This is a genomic window from Microbacterium sp. NPDC089190 (assembly GCF_040701795.1).
Taxonomy (GTDB): Bacteria; Actinomycetota; Actinomycetes; order Actinomycetales; family Microbacteriaceae; genus Microbacterium; species Microbacterium galbum.
This window is the reverse complement of the sequence record NZ_JBFBHF010000001.1, coordinates 621,736-638,771: the sequence shown is the minus strand read 5'-3', so window position 1 is coordinate 638,771 and position 17,036 is coordinate 621,736. Positions and strand designations below refer to the sequence as shown.

The following is a 17,036-nucleotide window of genomic DNA, read 5'->3' as shown; positions in this document are numbered from 1 at the left end:
GCCGGCGATCCGCGACGGCGATGTCGGGTGGGCGGAACGTCAGAAAGCGGGAAGGCCGAGCACCTCATCGGGGTGCTCGTGGATCATGTAGGCGTCGAGAGTGGCCGAGCGGTGGCGGCGCGACACCTTCTCGATCTCGGCGAGCGGGGCGCCGTTCTCGATGAGGACGAGGATGTTCTCGTGCTCGCGCACCGATTCGGCGGCGCGGCCGGGGACGAAGCTGAACGTCGAGTCGCGCAGGTGCCCGAGGCGGGCCCATTCGGCCTGGACGAGTTCGAGCATGCGGGGGTTGGCGCACTTCTCGAAGAGGATCGCGTGGAACTCCTGGTTCAGCGCGGTGAAGGCGCGCGGGTCGAAGTGCTCGAGCGTCTCGACCATGAGGTCGTTGACGGAACGCGCGCGCCGCACGTCGTCGGCGGTGAGTGCGCGCGCCGACAGGGCTGTCGCGGCTCCCTCGAGCAGGCTGAGCGCCTGCATGCTGAACCGGTAGGCGGTGTCGTCGACCATCGACACGCGCGCGCCGACGTTGCGCTCGAACATCACCAGACCCTCGGCCTCGAGCTGGCGGATGGCCTCGCGCACCGGGACGACGCTCATGTCGAGCTCGCCCGCGATCGTGCCGAGCACGAGCCGGTAGCCCGGAGAGAACTCCTGAGAGGCGATGCGCTGCTTGATCCAGTGGTAGGCCTGCTGCGACTTGCTCCTGCTCGCGGTGACCTCGCTCATCGGGTGGCCTCGCTCTCGTAGCGAGCGCGCCATTCGGCGTTCATCGGGAACAGTCCCTCGATCGGGTGACCGGATGCCACCTGCTCGGCGATCCACGCGTCTTCGGTCTCCTGCGCGAGCGCGGCGTCGGCCACCTCCTCGGCGATCGCGGGCGGGATCACGATCACGCCGTCGCCGTCGCCGACGAGGATGTCGCCCGGCTCGACCGTGGTGCCGCCGCAGCCGACGGCGACGTCGGTCTCCCACGGCACGTGACGACGCCCGAGGACGGCCGGGTGCGGGCCGGCGGTGAAGACGGGGATGCCGACAGCGGCGACGGCCTCGGCATCCCGCACTCCGCCGTCGGTGACGATCGCGGCGGCTCCCCGCGCGTGGGCGCGGATCGCGAGGATGTCGCCGAGCGTGCCGGAGCCGGTCTCGCCGCGGGCCTCGATGACGATGACCTCGCCCTCGCCGACCGCGTCGAACGCCCGCTTCTGCGCGTTCTGCCCGCCGCCGTGGGAGGCGAAGAGGTCCTCGCGGTGGGGGACGAAGCGCAGCGTACGGGCGGTGCCGACGAAGCGGCTACCGGGAGTGAGGGCGTGCACGCCGTCGATGGTGACGTCGTTGAGGCCGCGCTTGCGCAGCTGTCCGCTGAGGGCGGCGACCGGGACGCGCTCGAGCTTGCCGCGGAGCGTGGGGGAGAGGCGCGGGGCCGCGGCATCCGTCATCGGAACAGGGGATGCGACGGGAACAGGCTGATCCGCTGGATCTCCGCCTGTTCTGGTGACATCGCCTGTTTCGGGCGCGGCGTGGGGCGTCGCGGCATCCGTCACGAGGACAGGGGATGCGACGGGAACAGGCTGATCCGTCGGGTTTTCGCCTGTTGCGGTGACATCGCCTGTTCTCGAGGCGGCGGTGGCGGCCGCTTCGGCCGAGCCCCAGGCTTCGACGCGCTGCGTCTCGTCGATCGCGGGCACGGATCCGATCGCGGGATCGAAGGGCTGGGCGCCCGGGACCACCGTTGTGCGGAGTCTGCCGGTCGTCAGGGAGCCGGCATCCACCTGCACCTCCACCACATCGCCGGGGACGACGACCGACGAGCCGGCCGGCGTGCCGGTGAGGATCACGTCGCCGGTCTCGAGGGTGAAGTGCTGCGAAAGGTCGGCGACGATCTGGGCGAGCGGGAAGATGAGGCCCGCCGTCGAGTCGTCCTGCACGAGGTCGCCGTTCACCCAGGTGCGCAGGCGCAGGGCGGCGGGGTCGATGTCGCGGGCGTCGATGAGCGCCGGGCCGATCGGCGTGTAGCCGTCGCCGCCCTTGGAGCGGACGTTCGACCCCTTGTCGTTCGCGCGGAGGTCGTACAGGCCGAAGTCGTTCGCGGCGGTGACGGATGCCACGCGCGACCACGCGGCATCCGGGGTCACCCACCGCGCGGGCTCGCCGATGACGAGCGCGATCTCCCCCTCGAAGGCGAGGAGTTCGGTGCCGGCCGGGCGGACGATCTCGGCGCCGGACGCGGCGAGCGAGCTCGACGGCTTGAAGAAGTACGACGGGGCGGCGGGGCGGCGTCCGCGCTGATCGGCGCGCGAGGCGTAGGAGAGGTGGACGGCCACGATCTTGCCGGGGCGCTCACCGAGGGCGGTGAACCGGGGGTCGGTGTCGGTCATAGATGCTCCCTTGCGTCGTATTCGAAATCGTATACGATGTTGCCCACCCCAGCAAGACCACGCCTCGTCGCCGACGACGACGTCCGGGGGTCTGACGATGACGTCTCGAAGGAGTTCCATGTCCCGCTCGCAATCGCCGGGGTTCACCCCCACCGGCACCATCTCCACGTCCACGGACCGCCGCCGGGTGGTCTTCGCCACGGTCGTCGGCACCACCGTCGAGTGGTACGACTTCTTCCTGTACGCCTCGGCTGCCGGTCTCGTGTTCGGTCAGCTGTTCTTCGCGCCCGCCGGCCCCGGGATCGCGCAGATCCTGTCATTCCTCACGGTGGGTCTGAGCTTCCTGTTCCGTCCGCTCGGTGCCTTCCTCGCCGGGCACCTCGGCGACAAATACGGTCGTCGCGTCGTGCTCATGCTGACGCTCATCATGATGGGCGCCTCGACCACGCTCATCGGCGTGCTGCCGACCTATGAGGTCATCGGCGTCGCCGCCCCCGTGCTGCTCATCCTCCTGCGCGTGCTGCAGGGCATCTCGGCCGGTGGCGAGTGGGGTGGCGCAGTGCTCATGGCCGTCGAGCATGCGCCGAAGACCAAGCGCAGCCTCTTCGGCGCTTCGCCGCAGCTCGGCGTGCCCCTCGGTCTGCTGCTCGCGAGCGGCATGCTCGCGCTCATGGCGCTGATCGCCCCGGGTGACGCCTTCCTCGCGTGGGGCTGGCGCGTGCCGTTCCTGCTGTCGTTCGTGCTGATCCTGGTCGGCTACTACGTGCGCAAGAAGGTCGAGGAGAGCCCGGTGTTCGTCGAGCTCTCCGAGCGCAAGGAGCAGACCCGGATGCCGATCGTGCAGCTGTTCCGCAAGCACTCGCTGCTCGTGATCATCGCCGCGTTCGTCTTCGCCGGCAACAACGCCGTGGGCTACATGACCACCGGCGGCTACATCCAGCGCTACGCGACCAACCCCGACGGCCCTCTGGGGCTCGCGACCGCCGACGTGCTCGGCGCCGTGACGCTCTCGGCCGTGACGTGGCTGATCTTCACGTGGCTCGGCGGGTGGCTCGGCGACAAGATCGGGCGCCGCAACACCTACATCATCGGCTGGATCTCGATGCTCGTCGCGATCGTGGCGCTGTTCCCGCTGGTCAACTCCGGCAGCATCGTGCTGCTGGCGGTCGGCCTCATGCTGCTCACCGTCGGCCTCGGCCTGACCTACGGCCCCCAGGCGGCGCTGTACGCCGAGCTGTTCCCGGCATCCATCCGCTTCTCGGGGGTGTCGATCGCCTACGCCGTCGGCGCGATCCTGGGCGGCGCCTTCGCCCCGACGATCGCGACGGCGCTCGTCGACGCGACGGGAACGACCGTGTCGGTCACGGTGTACCTGGCGATCATGGCCGTGCTCGGTCTCGTCGCGACGCTGCTGCTGCGCGACCGCAGCGGCATCCCGTTGGGTCCTGATCACGAGGCCGAGCAGGAGGTGAGCCCGATCCGCGGGCTGTCGAAGGTCTGACCCGATCGAACGGCCCTGTCGCGCTCCGGCGCGGTGGGGCCGTTCCGTGGGTGCTGCCACTCGAGCGCGCGGGCTCGCCCGTTCTCAGCGAGGCGAGGCCCGTTTGCCCGAGATGGTGGGTGTTGCGCGAGCGACCGGCCGTCTGCGGCACGTGAGCGCGGAGGCTGCCGGCTGATTTGCCTGAGATGGTCGATGTTGCTCGGACGGCCGACCATTCGAGGCGAACGAATGCGTGGGCTACCGACGTCGGTGCGGGTCAACCGGGGCGCACTCCACCGGAGAGCGCCCCGCGCACCCTCGCCACGAGCTCCTCGCGGTGCTGCGCGAGGTCGGACGCGGTCACGCGGATGATGCGCCATTCGAGGTCGGCGAGCATCTCGTAGCGCCGTATGTCGCGTGCCCACTGTCGTGGGTCGGTGAGGTGTTGCTCACCCTCGTACTCGATGCCGACCTTGCGGTCGGGATAGGCGAGGTCGACGAGCGCCACCACTTTCCCCTCGACGACCACGGGATGGTTCAGAGACGGTTCGGGCAGACCCGCGGCCACGAGCACGAGTCTGGTCTCGGTCTCTTTCCTCGACCGCGAGCGTGTGCGAGTCAGGGAGAGCGCTTCGCGCAGCGCCGTGGCGCCCCGTCGGCGACCTGCCTCGAGCGAGGCCGCGAGCTCGGCGATCGTCGCGAGCGCGGGCGGGTCACCCCTGCGCATGGGCTCGCGAACGAAGGCGTCGCCCAGCGCGACGAGGTCGTCCCGGCACAACATGGCGCCCATCATGGCCCAGGTCGTCGCGGGGCTCGTCACCCGCAGCCCGCTCACGGGTTCGGTGCGGACGCTGCCCATCCCCTCCGAGATGGAGGTGCCGCGCACTCCCCGCGCCCTGCTCGCGCGCGAGGGCAGGAACACTCCGACGTCGAGGGGACGCTCGACGAGCCGGTTCCCGTCGCGGTGGTGGAAGACCGACGCGGGCAGCGGCGCGCCCCACGCCACTGCTGCGGCGACCAGGCAGAAGAACTCGCACTCTCGCATCCGTGCGACGTAGGCGGCTGATCGATGCCGAACGGATGCCTCCAACGCGTCGTCCGGCGGGGCTGAACGCGTCCGCACTCCGGAGAAGGGAGAGGAGAGGTCCGCAGCCCGAAGTCGTCGCCGTGACACTCCCAGCTGCGTTGCCGCACCGACCGAGAAGGCCTCGGGCAGCTCGGCGGGCAGGGGTGCAGCTCTCACTCCCGAAACATCGCACAGAGCGCGTGGCCCGCGGCGCGGCATCCGCGATCTGTGGACAACCGCCCATTCGTTCGACCGGGGGCGCCGCGGCCCGCTTCTTCGTTCGCCTCAGATTGTCGGTCGCCCTGGTTCAGCGTCGGTCCTGCGCGGCAAGCGGGCAATACGTGTCTTCGATTGCTCAACTCTTGTCGGCGCCATTTGCGGTCGGGCCCGTCCGCGACGAGCGCATGATCCTCGCCTCGGGTGGTTCGGCTCGCCTCTTGCCGAGTGCCTGGCCGTGTGCGTCAGGTGAGCGTCGGTGGCTGAGCGTCGTTTGCCGCGGTTTGTCGCTCATACGGTCGTGGTGCGGCCGTCTGCGTCAGGTGAGCGTCGGTGGTTGAGCGTCGTTTGCCGCGGTCTGTCGCTCACACGGTCGTGGTGCGGCCGTCTGCGTCAGGTGAGCGTCGGTGGCTGAGCGTCGTTTGCCGCGGTTCGTCGCTCATACGGTCGTGATGCGGCCGTCTGCGGCAAGGGAGGAGGGGGAGAGGCGGCCCGACGCCCGGGCTCAGATCGCCCGCCCCGGTGTCAGGATGCCGCGCGGGTCCAGCGCGGCCTTGATCGCCCGCTGCACGTCGAGAGCCACGGCGTCCTGCTGCCAGGGGAGTTCGTGGCGTTTGACCGACCCGATGCCGTGCTCGCCCGAGATGGTGCCGCCGAGCGAGAGCGCGAGGCGCGTGATGTCGTCGATCACGAGCTCGGCCGCGGCGTACTCGTCGGGGGTGTCGCCCGCTTCGACCGTGGGGTGGAGATTGCCGTCACCCGCGTGCGCGACCACGGCGATGCGTCGGCCGTGGCGCTCGGCCAGCTCACCGATGCCGCGGAACACGGTCGCGAGCTGCGCGACCGGCACGCCGACGTCGCACGAGACGCGCAATCCCTGCGCGGTGAGCGCGGGGTTCGCCAGGCGGCGGGCCTCGAGCAGGCTGTCGGAATCGCTGATCTCGGTCTCGACCGCGCCGTGCGTCCGGCAGATCTCCACGATGGCCTCCGCGGTCTCGGGCGCGGCGAGTCCCACGGTCTGGCCGACGAGCATCGCGGCGACGGGGGAGGGGAGGCCGCTCGGGTGGAACGCCTCGATGATCTCGACGCTGCGCGCATCGATCAGCTCGAGCACTTCGGGGGCGGCCGGTCCCGAGACGATCGCGGTGACCGCGCGTCCGGCATCCTCGATGTCGTCGAAGCTCGCCCGGAAGGTACGCGGCTGCCCCGGCGGCACGGGCTTGAGGCGCACGGTTGCCGCGGTGATCACTCCGAGGGTGCCCTCGGAGCCGGTGAACAAGCTCGCGAGGTCGTAGCCGGTGGTGTTCTTGCGCGTGCGGGCACCGGTGCGCAGGACACGGCCGTCGGCGAGCACCACCTCGAGGGCGGCCACGACGTCCGTGGTCACGCCGTGCGCGACGCAGCGCAGGCCGCCGGCGTTCGTGGCGATGTTGCCGCCGATCGTCGACCACTGCGCACTCGCCGGGTCGGGCGGGAAGAACAGGCCGTGGGCCAGGGCTGCGGCATCCAGGTCCGCGGTGATCACCCCCGCCTCGACGTCGGCGAGACGGTTGTCGACGTCGATGTCGACGATGCGGGTCATCGCCTCGAGCGAGACGACCAGGCCGCCGGCGTACGCCACGGCCCCGCCGGAGAGCCCGGTGCCCGCTCCGCGGACGGAGACCCGGATGCCGCGGGCGTGCGCCCACGCGAGAGCCGTCGACACGTCGCCGGTCGAGGTCGCCCGCACGACGGCGAGGGGCAGCCCCTCGGGTTGCGCGCGCGAACTGTCGACGGCGTAGGCGGCGAGGCTGTCCGCGTCGGTGAGGAGGCGGTCGCCGAGGGCGGTGCGGAGGTCGCCGAGGGTGTCGGTCGGGGTGTCCGCGGCGGACGCGGTCGAGGCGTCGTGCCCTACGCCGGCAGCACCCGTGGGCCTGTGTCCGGCGGCGCCCGCGAAGCCCGGTACGGGACCGGCCCCCGCCGCGGACTCGTTCACGAGTTCACCTTGATGATCTCGCGCTGGTACGGCGCGATGACGGCGCCGCTGATGCGCAGGTCGAGCAGCAGGAACGGCCGCTCGGCGGGGTCGCGGCGGGTCCACTCCGCCAGCGCCTCGAGATCGGCGACCTCGCGTACCACCACGCCCTCGGCGCCGAAGCCGCGGGCGACCGCGGCGAAGTCGACCTCGGGGATGAGCATCGGCTCGCGGGCGAGGCCCTTCAGGCCGTAGAGGTTGATCTCGGCGCCGTAGGCGGCGTCGTTCCACACCACCGCGATGCCGTGGCCGGCGGCCGTGCGCACGGCGCTCTCGAGGTCGGCGATCGCCATGAGGCCACCGCCGTCGCCGGTGGTGAGAACGACCGTCGCGTCGGGGCGGGCGGCGATCGCTCCCGCGACCGAGGGGAAGCCGAGGCCGATCGACTGGTACGCGGTGCCGACCATCATCACGCGGTCGGGGGAGGCGACGGGCCAGTACATGTTCGACCAGCCGAGGAAGTGTCCGCCGTCCGAGACGACGATACGGTCCTCGGGCAGCAGCTCACCGATCCGTGCGGCGGCGGAGCGGGGGTCGAGTCGGCCATCCGGCGCGAGGCCCTCGCCCGCCTCCTGCTCGCGCAGCGGGGCGACGTCGACGCGATCGCGCCAGCCCGACGACATCGCGCCGCGGGAGCGCAGGCGGCTGGTGATCTCCTCGGCCGCCACCGCGGCATCCGCCCGCACGAATCCCCCCACCTGGGCGTGGGTCGCGGTGGTCGCCACGTCGACCTGGAAGACATCGGTGCCCGGGGCGAAGAGCTCGCCGAACCGCATCGTGAACTGGTTGAGCCCCGCGCCGAAGACCACGGCGACGTCGGCTTCGCGCACGAGTTCCATCGCTCCCGCGGCGCCGAATCCGCCCGTGACGCCGAGGTCGTGCTCGGACGAGGGGAAGATGCCCCGGCCGAGGGCGGTGGATGCCGTGATCGCCCCGGTCGTCTCGGCGAGGCGCCCGAGCGCGGGGCCGGCGTCGGCGAGCCAGGCTCCGCGGCCGGCGAGCAGGAACGGGCGCTCGGCTCCGGCGAGGGCATCGGCGATGCGGTCGAGCGCGGCACTCGCCGAGGGGCCCTGCGGGGCCAGGGGAGCGGGGATCGTCACGGTCCCGGCATCCGTCAGCTCTCCGGCCTCGCGGGTGACCACGTCGTAGGGGATCGCCAGCACCACGGGGACGCGATACGTCAGCGCGTGCTCGAGCGCGATGAGCACGGTGGCCGAGGCGTCGCGGTCGCCGACGGTGTAGGTGCGCACGCCCACGGCCGAGGCGAGCGCGACCTGGTCGACGCCCCACGGGCGCGGGCCCGAGGTGGGCTCGTCGCCGACCACGAGCAGCAGGGGGATGCGCGCCTGCGCCGACTCGGCCAGAGCGGTCAGGGTGTTGGTGAAGCCGGCGCCGTAGGTGGCGGTGGCGGCGGCGATGCGACCCGACGCGCGATAGTGCGCGTCGGCGGCGACGACCCCGCCGGCCTCGTGCCGCATCGCGGTGAAGACGGCATCGGTGTGCCGGTGCAGGGCGTCGAGGAAGTACGCATTGCCGTTGCCCATCACGCCGAAGACGTGGTCGAGGTGGCGGCCGAGGGTGTGGGCGACGTGCGCGGAGACGATGGGCATGCGGAAGCCTTTCGCGAAACAGGAACGGGAATGAGCCGTATGTGTCTCGCGCGGGTCTCGCGCTACGTGCCCCTTTTTCGAGCAGCGACGCACGACCTCGTGCGCCTGACGGGAGCGATCATATACGATCGCTCGGGCCCCGTGGGGTCCGCGGGGCGCGTGACCGAGGCTGCCGCCCTCGGAGACGAGACCGCTCGTCGCCGACACGCCCGTGCGGGCTGATGCGGGCTCGTCAGCAGGATGCCGTCCCGGCGGATCCCGGGCGCGGGCTCCGGACGAAGAACCCGGGCGGCGCACCGCGTGCGGGACCCGACCTACAGCGCTCCCCGGATCGCGGATGCCGCGGCCCCGAGCCGCGCGGCGATCGCCGCCTCGTCGAGGTCGGTCGCCACGTGCACCGCGGCGATCGCCGCGGGCTCCCGCCCCTGCACCTGCAGGGGGACCGCCACGGCGTGCAGCGACGGGATCACCTCGTCATGACTCGTCGCCCAGCCGCGCTCCGCGGCATCCGCCACCTCCGACGCCAGCCGCGCATCGACCTCGTCGGGCCAGCGGCGCGGCGGGAGCTGCGCGAGGATCGCGCGCCCGGGGGCACCCCGGGTGACCGGATGCCGCGACCCGGGCCGCTGCGCCACCGCCGTCACCGTGTGCCGGGGTTCGACGCTCGCGAGGGTCACGCACTCGTCGTGATCGAGCACCACGAGGAAGCACGTCATGCCGAGATCGTTGGCGGCCGCGGTGAGTTCGGGCAGGGCCTCGGCCTGCAGGTCGGCGGCGACCCCGGCGGCCAGCGCCGCCAGGCCCGTCCCCAGGCGCACGGCCCCCGCGGAATCCCGGCTCACCAGACCGTGGTCCTCGAGCGTCCGCAGCAATCGATACGCGACGGAGCGATGCAGGTCGACGCGGGCTGCGAGGTCGTCGATCGACAGCGGTGTCCGCGCATCGGCGAGCTCTTCGAGCAGGCGGATGCCGCGGCTCAGCGTCTGCGAGGCGGGAGCGGCGTCTTGCCGTGGCGGCATCGGTCGGTTAGCCTCTCGTTCGATAGCGGAACGTTGCGTTCGAATATAGAACAGTGACGAGGGTGCCGCAACCCGACATCGACGTCAGGAGAAACGATGCAGTTCCACCACCACGGCTACGTCTCTGGCGATCCGCGCGTGCAGAATGCCGCAGGCACCGGCGTCGACCGCCCCGCGGCGGTGCCCGACGAGGTCGACGTGCTCATCGTGGGCTCGGGCCCCGCGGGGATGCTGCTCGCGGCGCAGCTGTCGCAGTTCCCCCAGATCACCACGCGCCTCATCGAGAAACGCGATGGTCGTCTCGCGCTCGGTCAGGCCGACGGCATCCAACCCCGCAGCGTCGAGACCTTCCAGGCCTTCGGCTTCGCCGACCGCATCACCGCCGAGGCGTACAACATCGGCTGGATGAATTTCTGGGCGCCCGACCCCGAGAACCCCGACCGCATCGTGCGGACGACGCGCACCGAGGACTACGGCCTGAAGATCAGCGAGTTCCCGCATCTCATCGTCAATCAGGCGCGCGTGCTCGACTACTTCGCCGAGGCGGCCGCGCAGGGTCCCGCGCGGATCGTGCGCGACTACGGCGTGGAGTTCCGCGGTCTGACGGTCGTCGACGACGGCGTCGAGGTGCGCGTGGCGGATGCCGCGGGCGAGCGGACCGTCCGCGCGCGGTACGTCGTGGGGTGCGACGGAGCGCGCAGTGGCGTGCGTCAGGCGATCGGCCGCACTCATGTCGGAGCCGCCGCCCGTCACGCGTGGGGAGTGATGGACGTTCTCGTCGAGACCGACTTCCCCGACTGGCGCATCAAGTGCGCGATCAACGCCGCGGCGGGGAACATCCTGCACATCCCGCGCGAGGGCGGCTATCTCAGCCGCATGTACATCGACCTCGGCGAGGTCGCGGCCGACGACGACCACCGCGTGCGTCAGACCCCGATCGAGGAGGTCATCCGGCGGGCCAACGAGATCCTGCACCCCTACTCGATCGACGTGAAGCAGGTCGCGTGGCACAGCGTGTATGAGGTGGGGCACCGGGTGACCGACCGGTTCGTCGACGACCTCGACGCCCCGCGTGTCTTCCTCGCCGGCGATGCCTGCCACACCCACAGCGCCAAGGCGGGCCAGGGCATGAACGTGTCGATGCAGGACGGGTTCAACCTCGGCTGGAAGCTCGGTCACGTGCTGACCGGCCTGGCTCCCGCCGATCTGCTGCGCACCTACGACGACGAGCGGCGCCCGGTGGCCCAGCAGCTCATCGACTTCGACCGGGAGTGGTCATCGCTCATGGCGCGCAAGCCCGGCGAGATCACCGACCCCGCGGAGCTGTCGACCTACTACCTGGCCACGGCCGAGTTCCCCTCGGGATTCATGACGCAGTACGCCCCCTCGGCGATCACCTCCGACGCGCCCGCTCAGGACCTGGCATCCGGATTCCCGGTCGGCAAGCGCTTCAAGAGCGTCGAGGTCGTGCGGGTGTGCGACGGCAACGCCGTGCACCTCGGCCATCACGCGAAGGCCGATGGCCGGTGGCGCGTGTATGCCTTCGCGGATGCCGACGGCTCGGCCCTGCGCGCCTGGGCCGAAGCCGCGCAGGAGATCGTCGAGCGGTTCACGCCCGCAGGGGCCGACCTCGACGCGGTGTTCGACGTGAAGGCGGTGTTCCCCGGCCGATGGGAGGACGTGGTCGACGCGCCCGCGCTCTTCCGCCCGCGCTCGGGGCCGCTGGGCCTGACCGATCTCGAGAAGGTCTTCGCCGCCGCACCGTCGGCCTGGACGACCGCCGACATCTTCGCAGAGCGCGGCATCGGCCCGGAGGGGGCGGTGGTGCTCGTGCGCCCCGACCAGTACGTGGCGCACGTGCTGCCGCTGACCGACCCGGCCGGCCTCGAGCGCTTCCTCGCCGGGGCGATGGCGGAGCCGACGGCGGGTTGACCCTGTGAACGCTCCCCCGAGCCAGAAACGCGGTGACATGGCGTTCCTCCCGGTGCGGAGCGTTCACACGCGCAGGGTGCGTGGAGCGACCCGGGAGGAGACGCTCGGGCGGAGTGTCGCGGCATGCGCCGGTTCGCTCCCTCCGCGTGTCCACCGAGGCCACCGCGTCATCCGGTTTGTACACGACGTATATCGGCACCGCTTCGCGGGCTGACGAGAATGGGCGGGACACCCCGCCCCGATCCAGGAGGATTCATGACCGATTCGCGCGAGAGCGAACTGCTGGCATCCGTACCCACCGGCCTCTTGATCAACGGGGAGTGGCGCACAGCCGAGGCCCGCAAGACCGTGGCGGTGAACGATCCCGCCACCGGTGACGTCCTGCTCGAGATCGCCGACGCGTCCATCGACGACGGCATCGCGGCGATGGATGCCGCGGCCGAGGCGTTCCCGTCGTGGGCGGCCACTCCGTCGCGTGAGCGTGCCGAGATCCTCCGCCGGGCGTTCGACCTGCTGCAGGAGCGCAAGGAGGACATCGCGCTGCTCATGACGCTCGAGATGGGCAAGCCGCTCGCCGAAGCGCGCGGCGAGGTCGGCTACGGCGGGGAGTTCCTCCGCTGGTTCAGCGAGGTCACCGCCCACACCCAGGGCCGCTACGGCGCGAACCCCGAGGGCACGGGTCGCATGATCGTCTCGCAGCACCCCGTGGGTCCCTGCTACCTCATCACCCCCTGGAACTTCCCCCTCGCGATGGCCACCCGCAAGATCGCCCCCGCGCTCGCCGCCGGTTGCACGGTCGTCATCAAGCCGGCCACCCTCACGCCGCTGACGACGCTCTTCTTCGCGCAGATCCTGCAGGATGCCGGGCTCCCCGCCGGCGTCGTGAACGTCGTCACCACCACGAACACCGGCCCCGTGTCGGAGCGCATCATCTCCGACCCCCGCCTGCGCAAGCTCTCGTTCACCGGCTCGACCCCGGTCGGCGTGAAGCTGCTGCAGCAAGCAGCCCCGGGCGTGCTGCGCACCTCGATGGAGCTCGGCGGCAACGCCCCCTTCGTCGTGTTCGACGACGCCGACCTGGACAAGGCCGTCGAGGGTGCGATGCTCGCGAAGTTCCGCAACATCGGCCAGGCCTGTACCGCCGCCAACCGCTTCATCGTGCAGCGCAGCGTCGTCGAGGAGTTCACCCGACGCGTCACCGAGCGCGTCCAGGGCATGAAGGTCGGTCGCGGCACCGAGGAGGGCGTGCAGATCGGGCCCCTGATCGACGACCGCGCCGTCGACAAGGCCAAGACGCTGGTGGGGGATGCCGTCGAGCGCGGCGCGACCGTCACCGTCGGTGGTTCGCCCATCGACGGCCCCGGCACGTTCTTCGAGCCGACCGTCGTGTCCGACGTGAAGCCGGGCAGCGACATCCTCCGGGAGGAGATCTTCGGGCCGGTGCTCGCGATCATCCCCTTCGACGACGAGGACGACGCCGTGCGCCTCGCCAACGACACCGAGTACGGTCTCGTCTCGTACGTCTTCACCGAGTCGCTCTCGCGCGGTCAGCGCATGATCGACAAGCTCGAGACCGGGATGATGGGCCTGAACGTCGGCGTCGTCTCCAACGCCGCCGCTCCCTTCGGCGGCTGGAAGCAGTCGGGCCTCGGCCGTGAGGGCGGCGACGAGGGCATCCACGAGTACCTGCAGACGAAGTACACGCTGACGGCGAACCCCTACGCGTAACACGTTTCGATGCCACGATCCCGGCGCGCCGCGAGGGCCCGGGGTCGTGGCATCCGTCGTTCCGTGCTCCCGCACGAGTGGCCGGATCTTGTCGCTTCCGGGCCGTGCGAAGCGACAAGAAATGGCGACTCGCCGGAAGGGGGCGTCAGCCGTCCGCGTGACGGTCGAGGAAGGCGAACACCTCGGCGTCGTCGACGCCGGGGAACATGCCCCGCGGCAGCGGTGAGAACATGTGGCGGTGCACGCGCGCGCTCGGCCAGGCCTTGCCCTGCCAGCGCTCCGCGGCCTCGGCGTCGGGGCGCCGGCAGCACGACTCGTCGGGGCAATGCGAGACGCCGCGCTTGGCGGTGTCGCGACCGCGGAACCACCGCGCGTCGTCGAAGGGCACGCCGACGGTGATCGAGAAGTCCCCGTCGCTGGTGCTCCCCGTCTGCGTCGAGCACCAGAAGGTCCCGGCGGGGGTGTCGGTGTACTGGTAGTGCTCCGTCGTGCGGTTGTGCTCGGCGAACGCGGAGCGCGCCGAGAACTTCTTGCACACGACCTGGCCTTCGACGCTGCCCGTGACGTCGGTGGGCAGCGGCAGTCCGTCGTTCTCGTACACGCGCGAGATCGCCCCGTCGCCGTCGACGCGCAGGAAGTGCAGATGGATGCCGAGGTGCGTGGTCATCAGATTGGTCATGCGCATCGCGGCGGCTTCGTGGGTGACGCCGAACGCGTCGCGGAAGTCTTCGACCGCGAGGTTGCGGTCCTTCTTCGCCTGCGCGAGGAACGCCACCGCGCTGGTCTCGGGCATGAGGCAGCAGGCGGCGTAGTAGTTGATCTCGAGCCGCTGCTGGAGGAAGTCGGCGTAGTCGGTGGGAGGACGGTGTCCGAGGAGCCGGTGCGCCATCGCCTGCAGCGCCATGGAGCGGAGGCCGTGGCCGCCCGGAATCGACGCGGGGGGCAGGTAGATGCGGCCGTGCTCGAGGTCGGTGACCGATCGCGCCGAGTGCGGGAGGTCGGCGACGTAGATGAGCTCGAAGCCCAGTTGCTCGGCCATGATGCTCACCGTGCGGTGGGTGAGAGCGCCGGTCGAGTGGCCCGCCGCCTTGAGCTGCTTCTCGGCGAGGCGCTCGATCTCGGGCAGGTGGTTGGCGGTCTCGCGCATCCGCAGACGCAGCTCGGTGTTGGCGCGACGGGCTTCCTCGGGGCTCGCGATCGTCGCGCGCTCGCGCCGCAGGAGTTCGCGGTGCAGGCCGAGGACCGCCTCGATGGTCTCGTCGCTGGTGCCCTTGGTGACCTTGACGGGCGGGATGCCGAGCTGGTGGAAGAACGGACTGGTCTGCGCCCGTTCGAGCTCGATCTCCAGGGCCGCGCGACGGTTCGGAGGTTCGCGGGAGAGGAGCTCGGTCACCTCGGTCTCGGTCGCGCGCGCGATCTCCTGCAGCAGGGAGAGCTTCGGCTCGCGCTTGCCGTTCTCGATGAGGCTCAGCTGGCTGCCGGCCACGCCCACCAGTGCGCCGAGCTCGTCGAGGGTGTACCCGCGCGCGAGTCGATGATGGCGGATGCGGTGACCGAGCGTGGTGAGTTCGAAGGACGAGGCCATTCCTTGACCATATCGAAAGAACCGAGTTTCTTACACGCAATCTTCCTCGAAAGACCGGCGACCAGGCCCTCAAGATGGGGGAGAACACCGAATTCGCTCTCAACCGAGGAGAACGACATGGCTCTCGCCGACATCTTCGCTTCCCGCTCCACCGGCCGCGCCGCCGCGGTCGCCGCAGCCCCCGCCCGTCCCGGATACGGCGTGAAGCCGGCCGTCGACGGTCCCGGCCTGGCCGCCCTCACCGCGTGGGTGGACCAGGTCGCGGCCCTCACGAAGCCCGACCGCATCCACTGGGTCGACGGCTCCGCCGCCGAGAACGACGCGCTGCTGCGCGAGATGGTCGACGAGGGCAAGCTCATCAAGCTGAACCCCGAGTGGCGCCCCGGCTCCTACCTCGCCCGCTCGCACCCCGGCGACGTCGCGCGCCTCGAGTCGCGCACCTACATCGCCTCCGAGAGCGGAGAGGACGCCGGCCCCACCAACAACTGGATCGCGCCGGCCGAGATCCGCGAGACGCTGAACGGCGTCTTCGAGGGCTCGATGCGCGGTCGCACGATGTACGTGGTGCCGTTCTCGATGTGCGCCGTCGGCGGCCCCCTCAGCCACATCGGCGTGCAGATCACCGACAGCGCCTACGCCGTGGCATCCATCGGCGTCATGACCCGCGTCGGCACGGCCGTCACGGAGCAGATCGCCCAGGGCGCGCCGTGGGTCAAGACCGTGCACTCGGTCGGTACCCCTCTGGGCCCGGGCCAGGCGGATGTGGCGTGGCCCTGCAACGACGACAAGTACATCGTGCACTTCCCCGACACCCTCGAGGTCTGGTCGTTCGGGTCGGGATACGGTGGCAACGCGATCCTCGCCAAGAAGTGCTTCGCCCTGCGCATCGCGTCGGTCATCGGTCGCGACGAGGGCTGGCTCGCCGAGCACATGCTGCTCATCCGCGTGATCGACCCGACGGGCAAGGCGTACCACGTCGCGGCCGCATTCCCCTCGGCCTGCGGCAAGACCAACCTGGCGATGCTGCGCCCGACCATCCCGGGGTGGCGCGTCGAAACGCTCGGCGACGACATCACATGGATCCGCCCCGGTGAGGACGGACGCCTCTGGGCGATCAACCCCGAGGCCGGTTTCTTCGGTGTCGCACCCGGCACCGGCGAGTCCACCAACGTCACCGCGATCGAGACCCTCTGGGGCAACACGATCTTCACGAACGTCGCCCTGCGTCCCGACGGCGACGTCTGGTGGGAGGGGCTGACCGACGAGGCGCCCCCGCACCTCACCGACTGGGAGGGCAACCCCTGGACGCCCGCGTCGGGCCGCCCCGCCGCCCACCCCAACTCGCGCTTCACCGTCGGCGCGGCGCAGTGCCCGCAGATCGCGGAGGACTGGGAGACCCCCGAGGGCGTGCCCCTCGACGTCATCCTGTTCGGCGGTCGCCGCGCGACCAACGTCCCGCTCGTGCTCGAGGCCACCGATTGGTCGCACGGCGTCTTCCTGGGCTCGACCGTCTCGAGCGAGAAGACGGCCGCGCAGGAGGGCACCGTCGGGGAGCTCCGCCGCGACCCGTTCGCCATGCTCCCGTTCTGCGGCTACAACATGGGCGACTACTTCGGCCACTGGCTGAAGGTCGGCGAGAAGCTGCGTTTCGACCGCGCACCGCGCATCTTCCAGGTCAACTGGTTCCGCAAGGGCGACGACGGCCGCTTCCTCTGGCCCGGCTTCGGCGACAATGCCCGCGTGATCGACTGGATCATCCGTCGCGTCGACGGACAGGTGGATGCCGTGGACAGCCCGATCGGACGCCTGCCCCGCACCGAAGACCTCGACCTGTCGGGCCTGGACCTGCCCGCCGCCGACCTCGCCGAACTGTTCGCGATCGACCGCGACTCGTGGCTGGCGGAGGCCGAGCTGACCGAGGAGTTCTACGACACCTTCGGCGCGCACCTGCCGGCCGCGCTGCGCGCCGAGCTCGCGTCGCTGCGCTACCGCCTGCAGCGCTCCTGAGACC

The 17,036-nt window shown here is 71.0% G+C and carries 11 protein-coding genes; 4 read left to right on the top strand and 7 right to left on the bottom strand.

The window, feature by feature from the left end; all coding sequences use genetic code 11:
• Window positions 1-39: 39 nt before the first annotated feature.
• Both AB0230_RS03170 and AB0230_RS03165 read right to left on the bottom strand, forming a co-directional pair.
• Window positions 40-726 (bottom strand): GntR family transcriptional regulator, encoded by a 687-nt coding sequence (locus AB0230_RS03170; protein ID WP_315993402.1) that lies wholly within the window; start codon window positions 724-726, stop codon window positions 40-42.
• Complete coding sequence (locus tag AB0230_RS03165; RefSeq protein ID WP_366373918.1) at window positions 723-2,375, bottom strand: fumarylacetoacetate hydrolase family protein; 1,653 nt, start codon at window positions 2,373-2,375, stop codon at window positions 723-725. Before AB0230_RS03165 ends, AB0230_RS03170 begins: the two co-directional genes overlap by 4 nt.
• 118 nt (window positions 2,376-2,493) lie before the next feature.
• Between AB0230_RS03165 and AB0230_RS03160 the strand changes: the two genes are divergently transcribed.
• Window positions 2,494-3,876, top strand: coding sequence for an MFS transporter (locus AB0230_RS03160; RefSeq protein WP_363578670.1), 1,383 nt, complete (start codon window positions 2,494-2,496; stop codon window positions 3,874-3,876).
• Window positions 3,877-4,132: 256 nt separating this feature from the next.
• On the opposite strand, the gene AB0230_RS03155 is transcribed toward AB0230_RS03160, so the two are convergent.
• From AB0230_RS03155 to AB0230_RS03140, 4 genes are all read right to left on the bottom strand, one after another.
• Window positions 4,133-4,900 carry a hypothetical protein gene (locus AB0230_RS03155; RefSeq protein WP_366373916.1) on the bottom strand — a complete coding sequence of 256 codons (768 nt, stop codon included), beginning with the start codon at window positions 4,898-4,900 and terminating at the stop codon, window positions 4,133-4,135.
• A gap of 742 nt (window positions 4,901-5,642) precedes the next feature.
• Window positions 5,643-7,112 (bottom strand): FAD-linked oxidase C-terminal domain-containing protein, encoded by a 1,470-nt coding sequence (locus AB0230_RS03150; protein ID WP_366373914.1) that lies wholly within the window; start codon window positions 7,110-7,112, stop codon window positions 5,643-5,645.
• Complete coding sequence (locus AB0230_RS03145) at window positions 7,109-8,761, bottom strand: thiamine pyrophosphate-binding protein (protein ID WP_366373912.1); 1,653 nt, start codon at window positions 8,759-8,761, stop codon at window positions 7,109-7,111. The genes AB0230_RS03150 and AB0230_RS03145 overlap by 4 nt, the downstream gene beginning before the upstream one ends.
• Before the next feature lie 314 nt (window positions 8,762-9,075).
• Window positions 9,076-9,780 carry a helix-turn-helix domain-containing protein gene (locus AB0230_RS03140; RefSeq protein WP_315993396.1) on the bottom strand — a complete coding sequence of 235 codons (705 nt, stop codon included), beginning with the start codon at window positions 9,778-9,780 and terminating at the stop codon, window positions 9,076-9,078.
• A 96-nt stretch (window positions 9,781-9,876) separates the two neighbouring features.
• Here AB0230_RS03140 and AB0230_RS03135 point away from each other — a divergent pair, with 96 nt between their 5' ends.
• Both AB0230_RS03135 and AB0230_RS03130 read left to right on the top strand, forming a co-directional pair.
• Window positions 9,877-11,712, top strand: coding sequence for an FAD-dependent monooxygenase (locus tag AB0230_RS03135; protein ID WP_366373910.1), 1,836 nt, complete (start codon window positions 9,877-9,879; stop codon window positions 11,710-11,712).
• A gap of 255 nt (window positions 11,713-11,967) precedes the next feature.
• Window positions 11,968-13,440, top strand: coding sequence for an NAD-dependent succinate-semialdehyde dehydrogenase (locus tag AB0230_RS03130; protein WP_315993394.1), 1,473 nt, complete (start codon window positions 11,968-11,970; stop codon window positions 13,438-13,440).
• A 145-nt stretch (window positions 13,441-13,585) separates the two neighbouring features.
• Here the strand turns inward: AB0230_RS03130 and AB0230_RS03125 are convergent, their stop codons facing one another.
• Window positions 13,586-15,025 (bottom strand): helix-turn-helix domain-containing protein, encoded by a 1,440-nt coding sequence (locus AB0230_RS03125; protein WP_315993393.1) that lies wholly within the window; start codon window positions 15,023-15,025, stop codon window positions 13,586-13,588.
• A gap of 117 nt (window positions 15,026-15,142) precedes the next feature.
• Between AB0230_RS03125 and AB0230_RS03120 the strand changes: the two genes are divergently transcribed.
• Window positions 15,143-17,032, top strand: coding sequence for a phosphoenolpyruvate carboxykinase (GTP) (locus tag AB0230_RS03120; protein ID WP_366373908.1), 1,890 nt, complete (start codon window positions 15,143-15,145; stop codon window positions 17,030-17,032).
• Window positions 17,033-17,036: the final 4 nt, after the last annotated feature.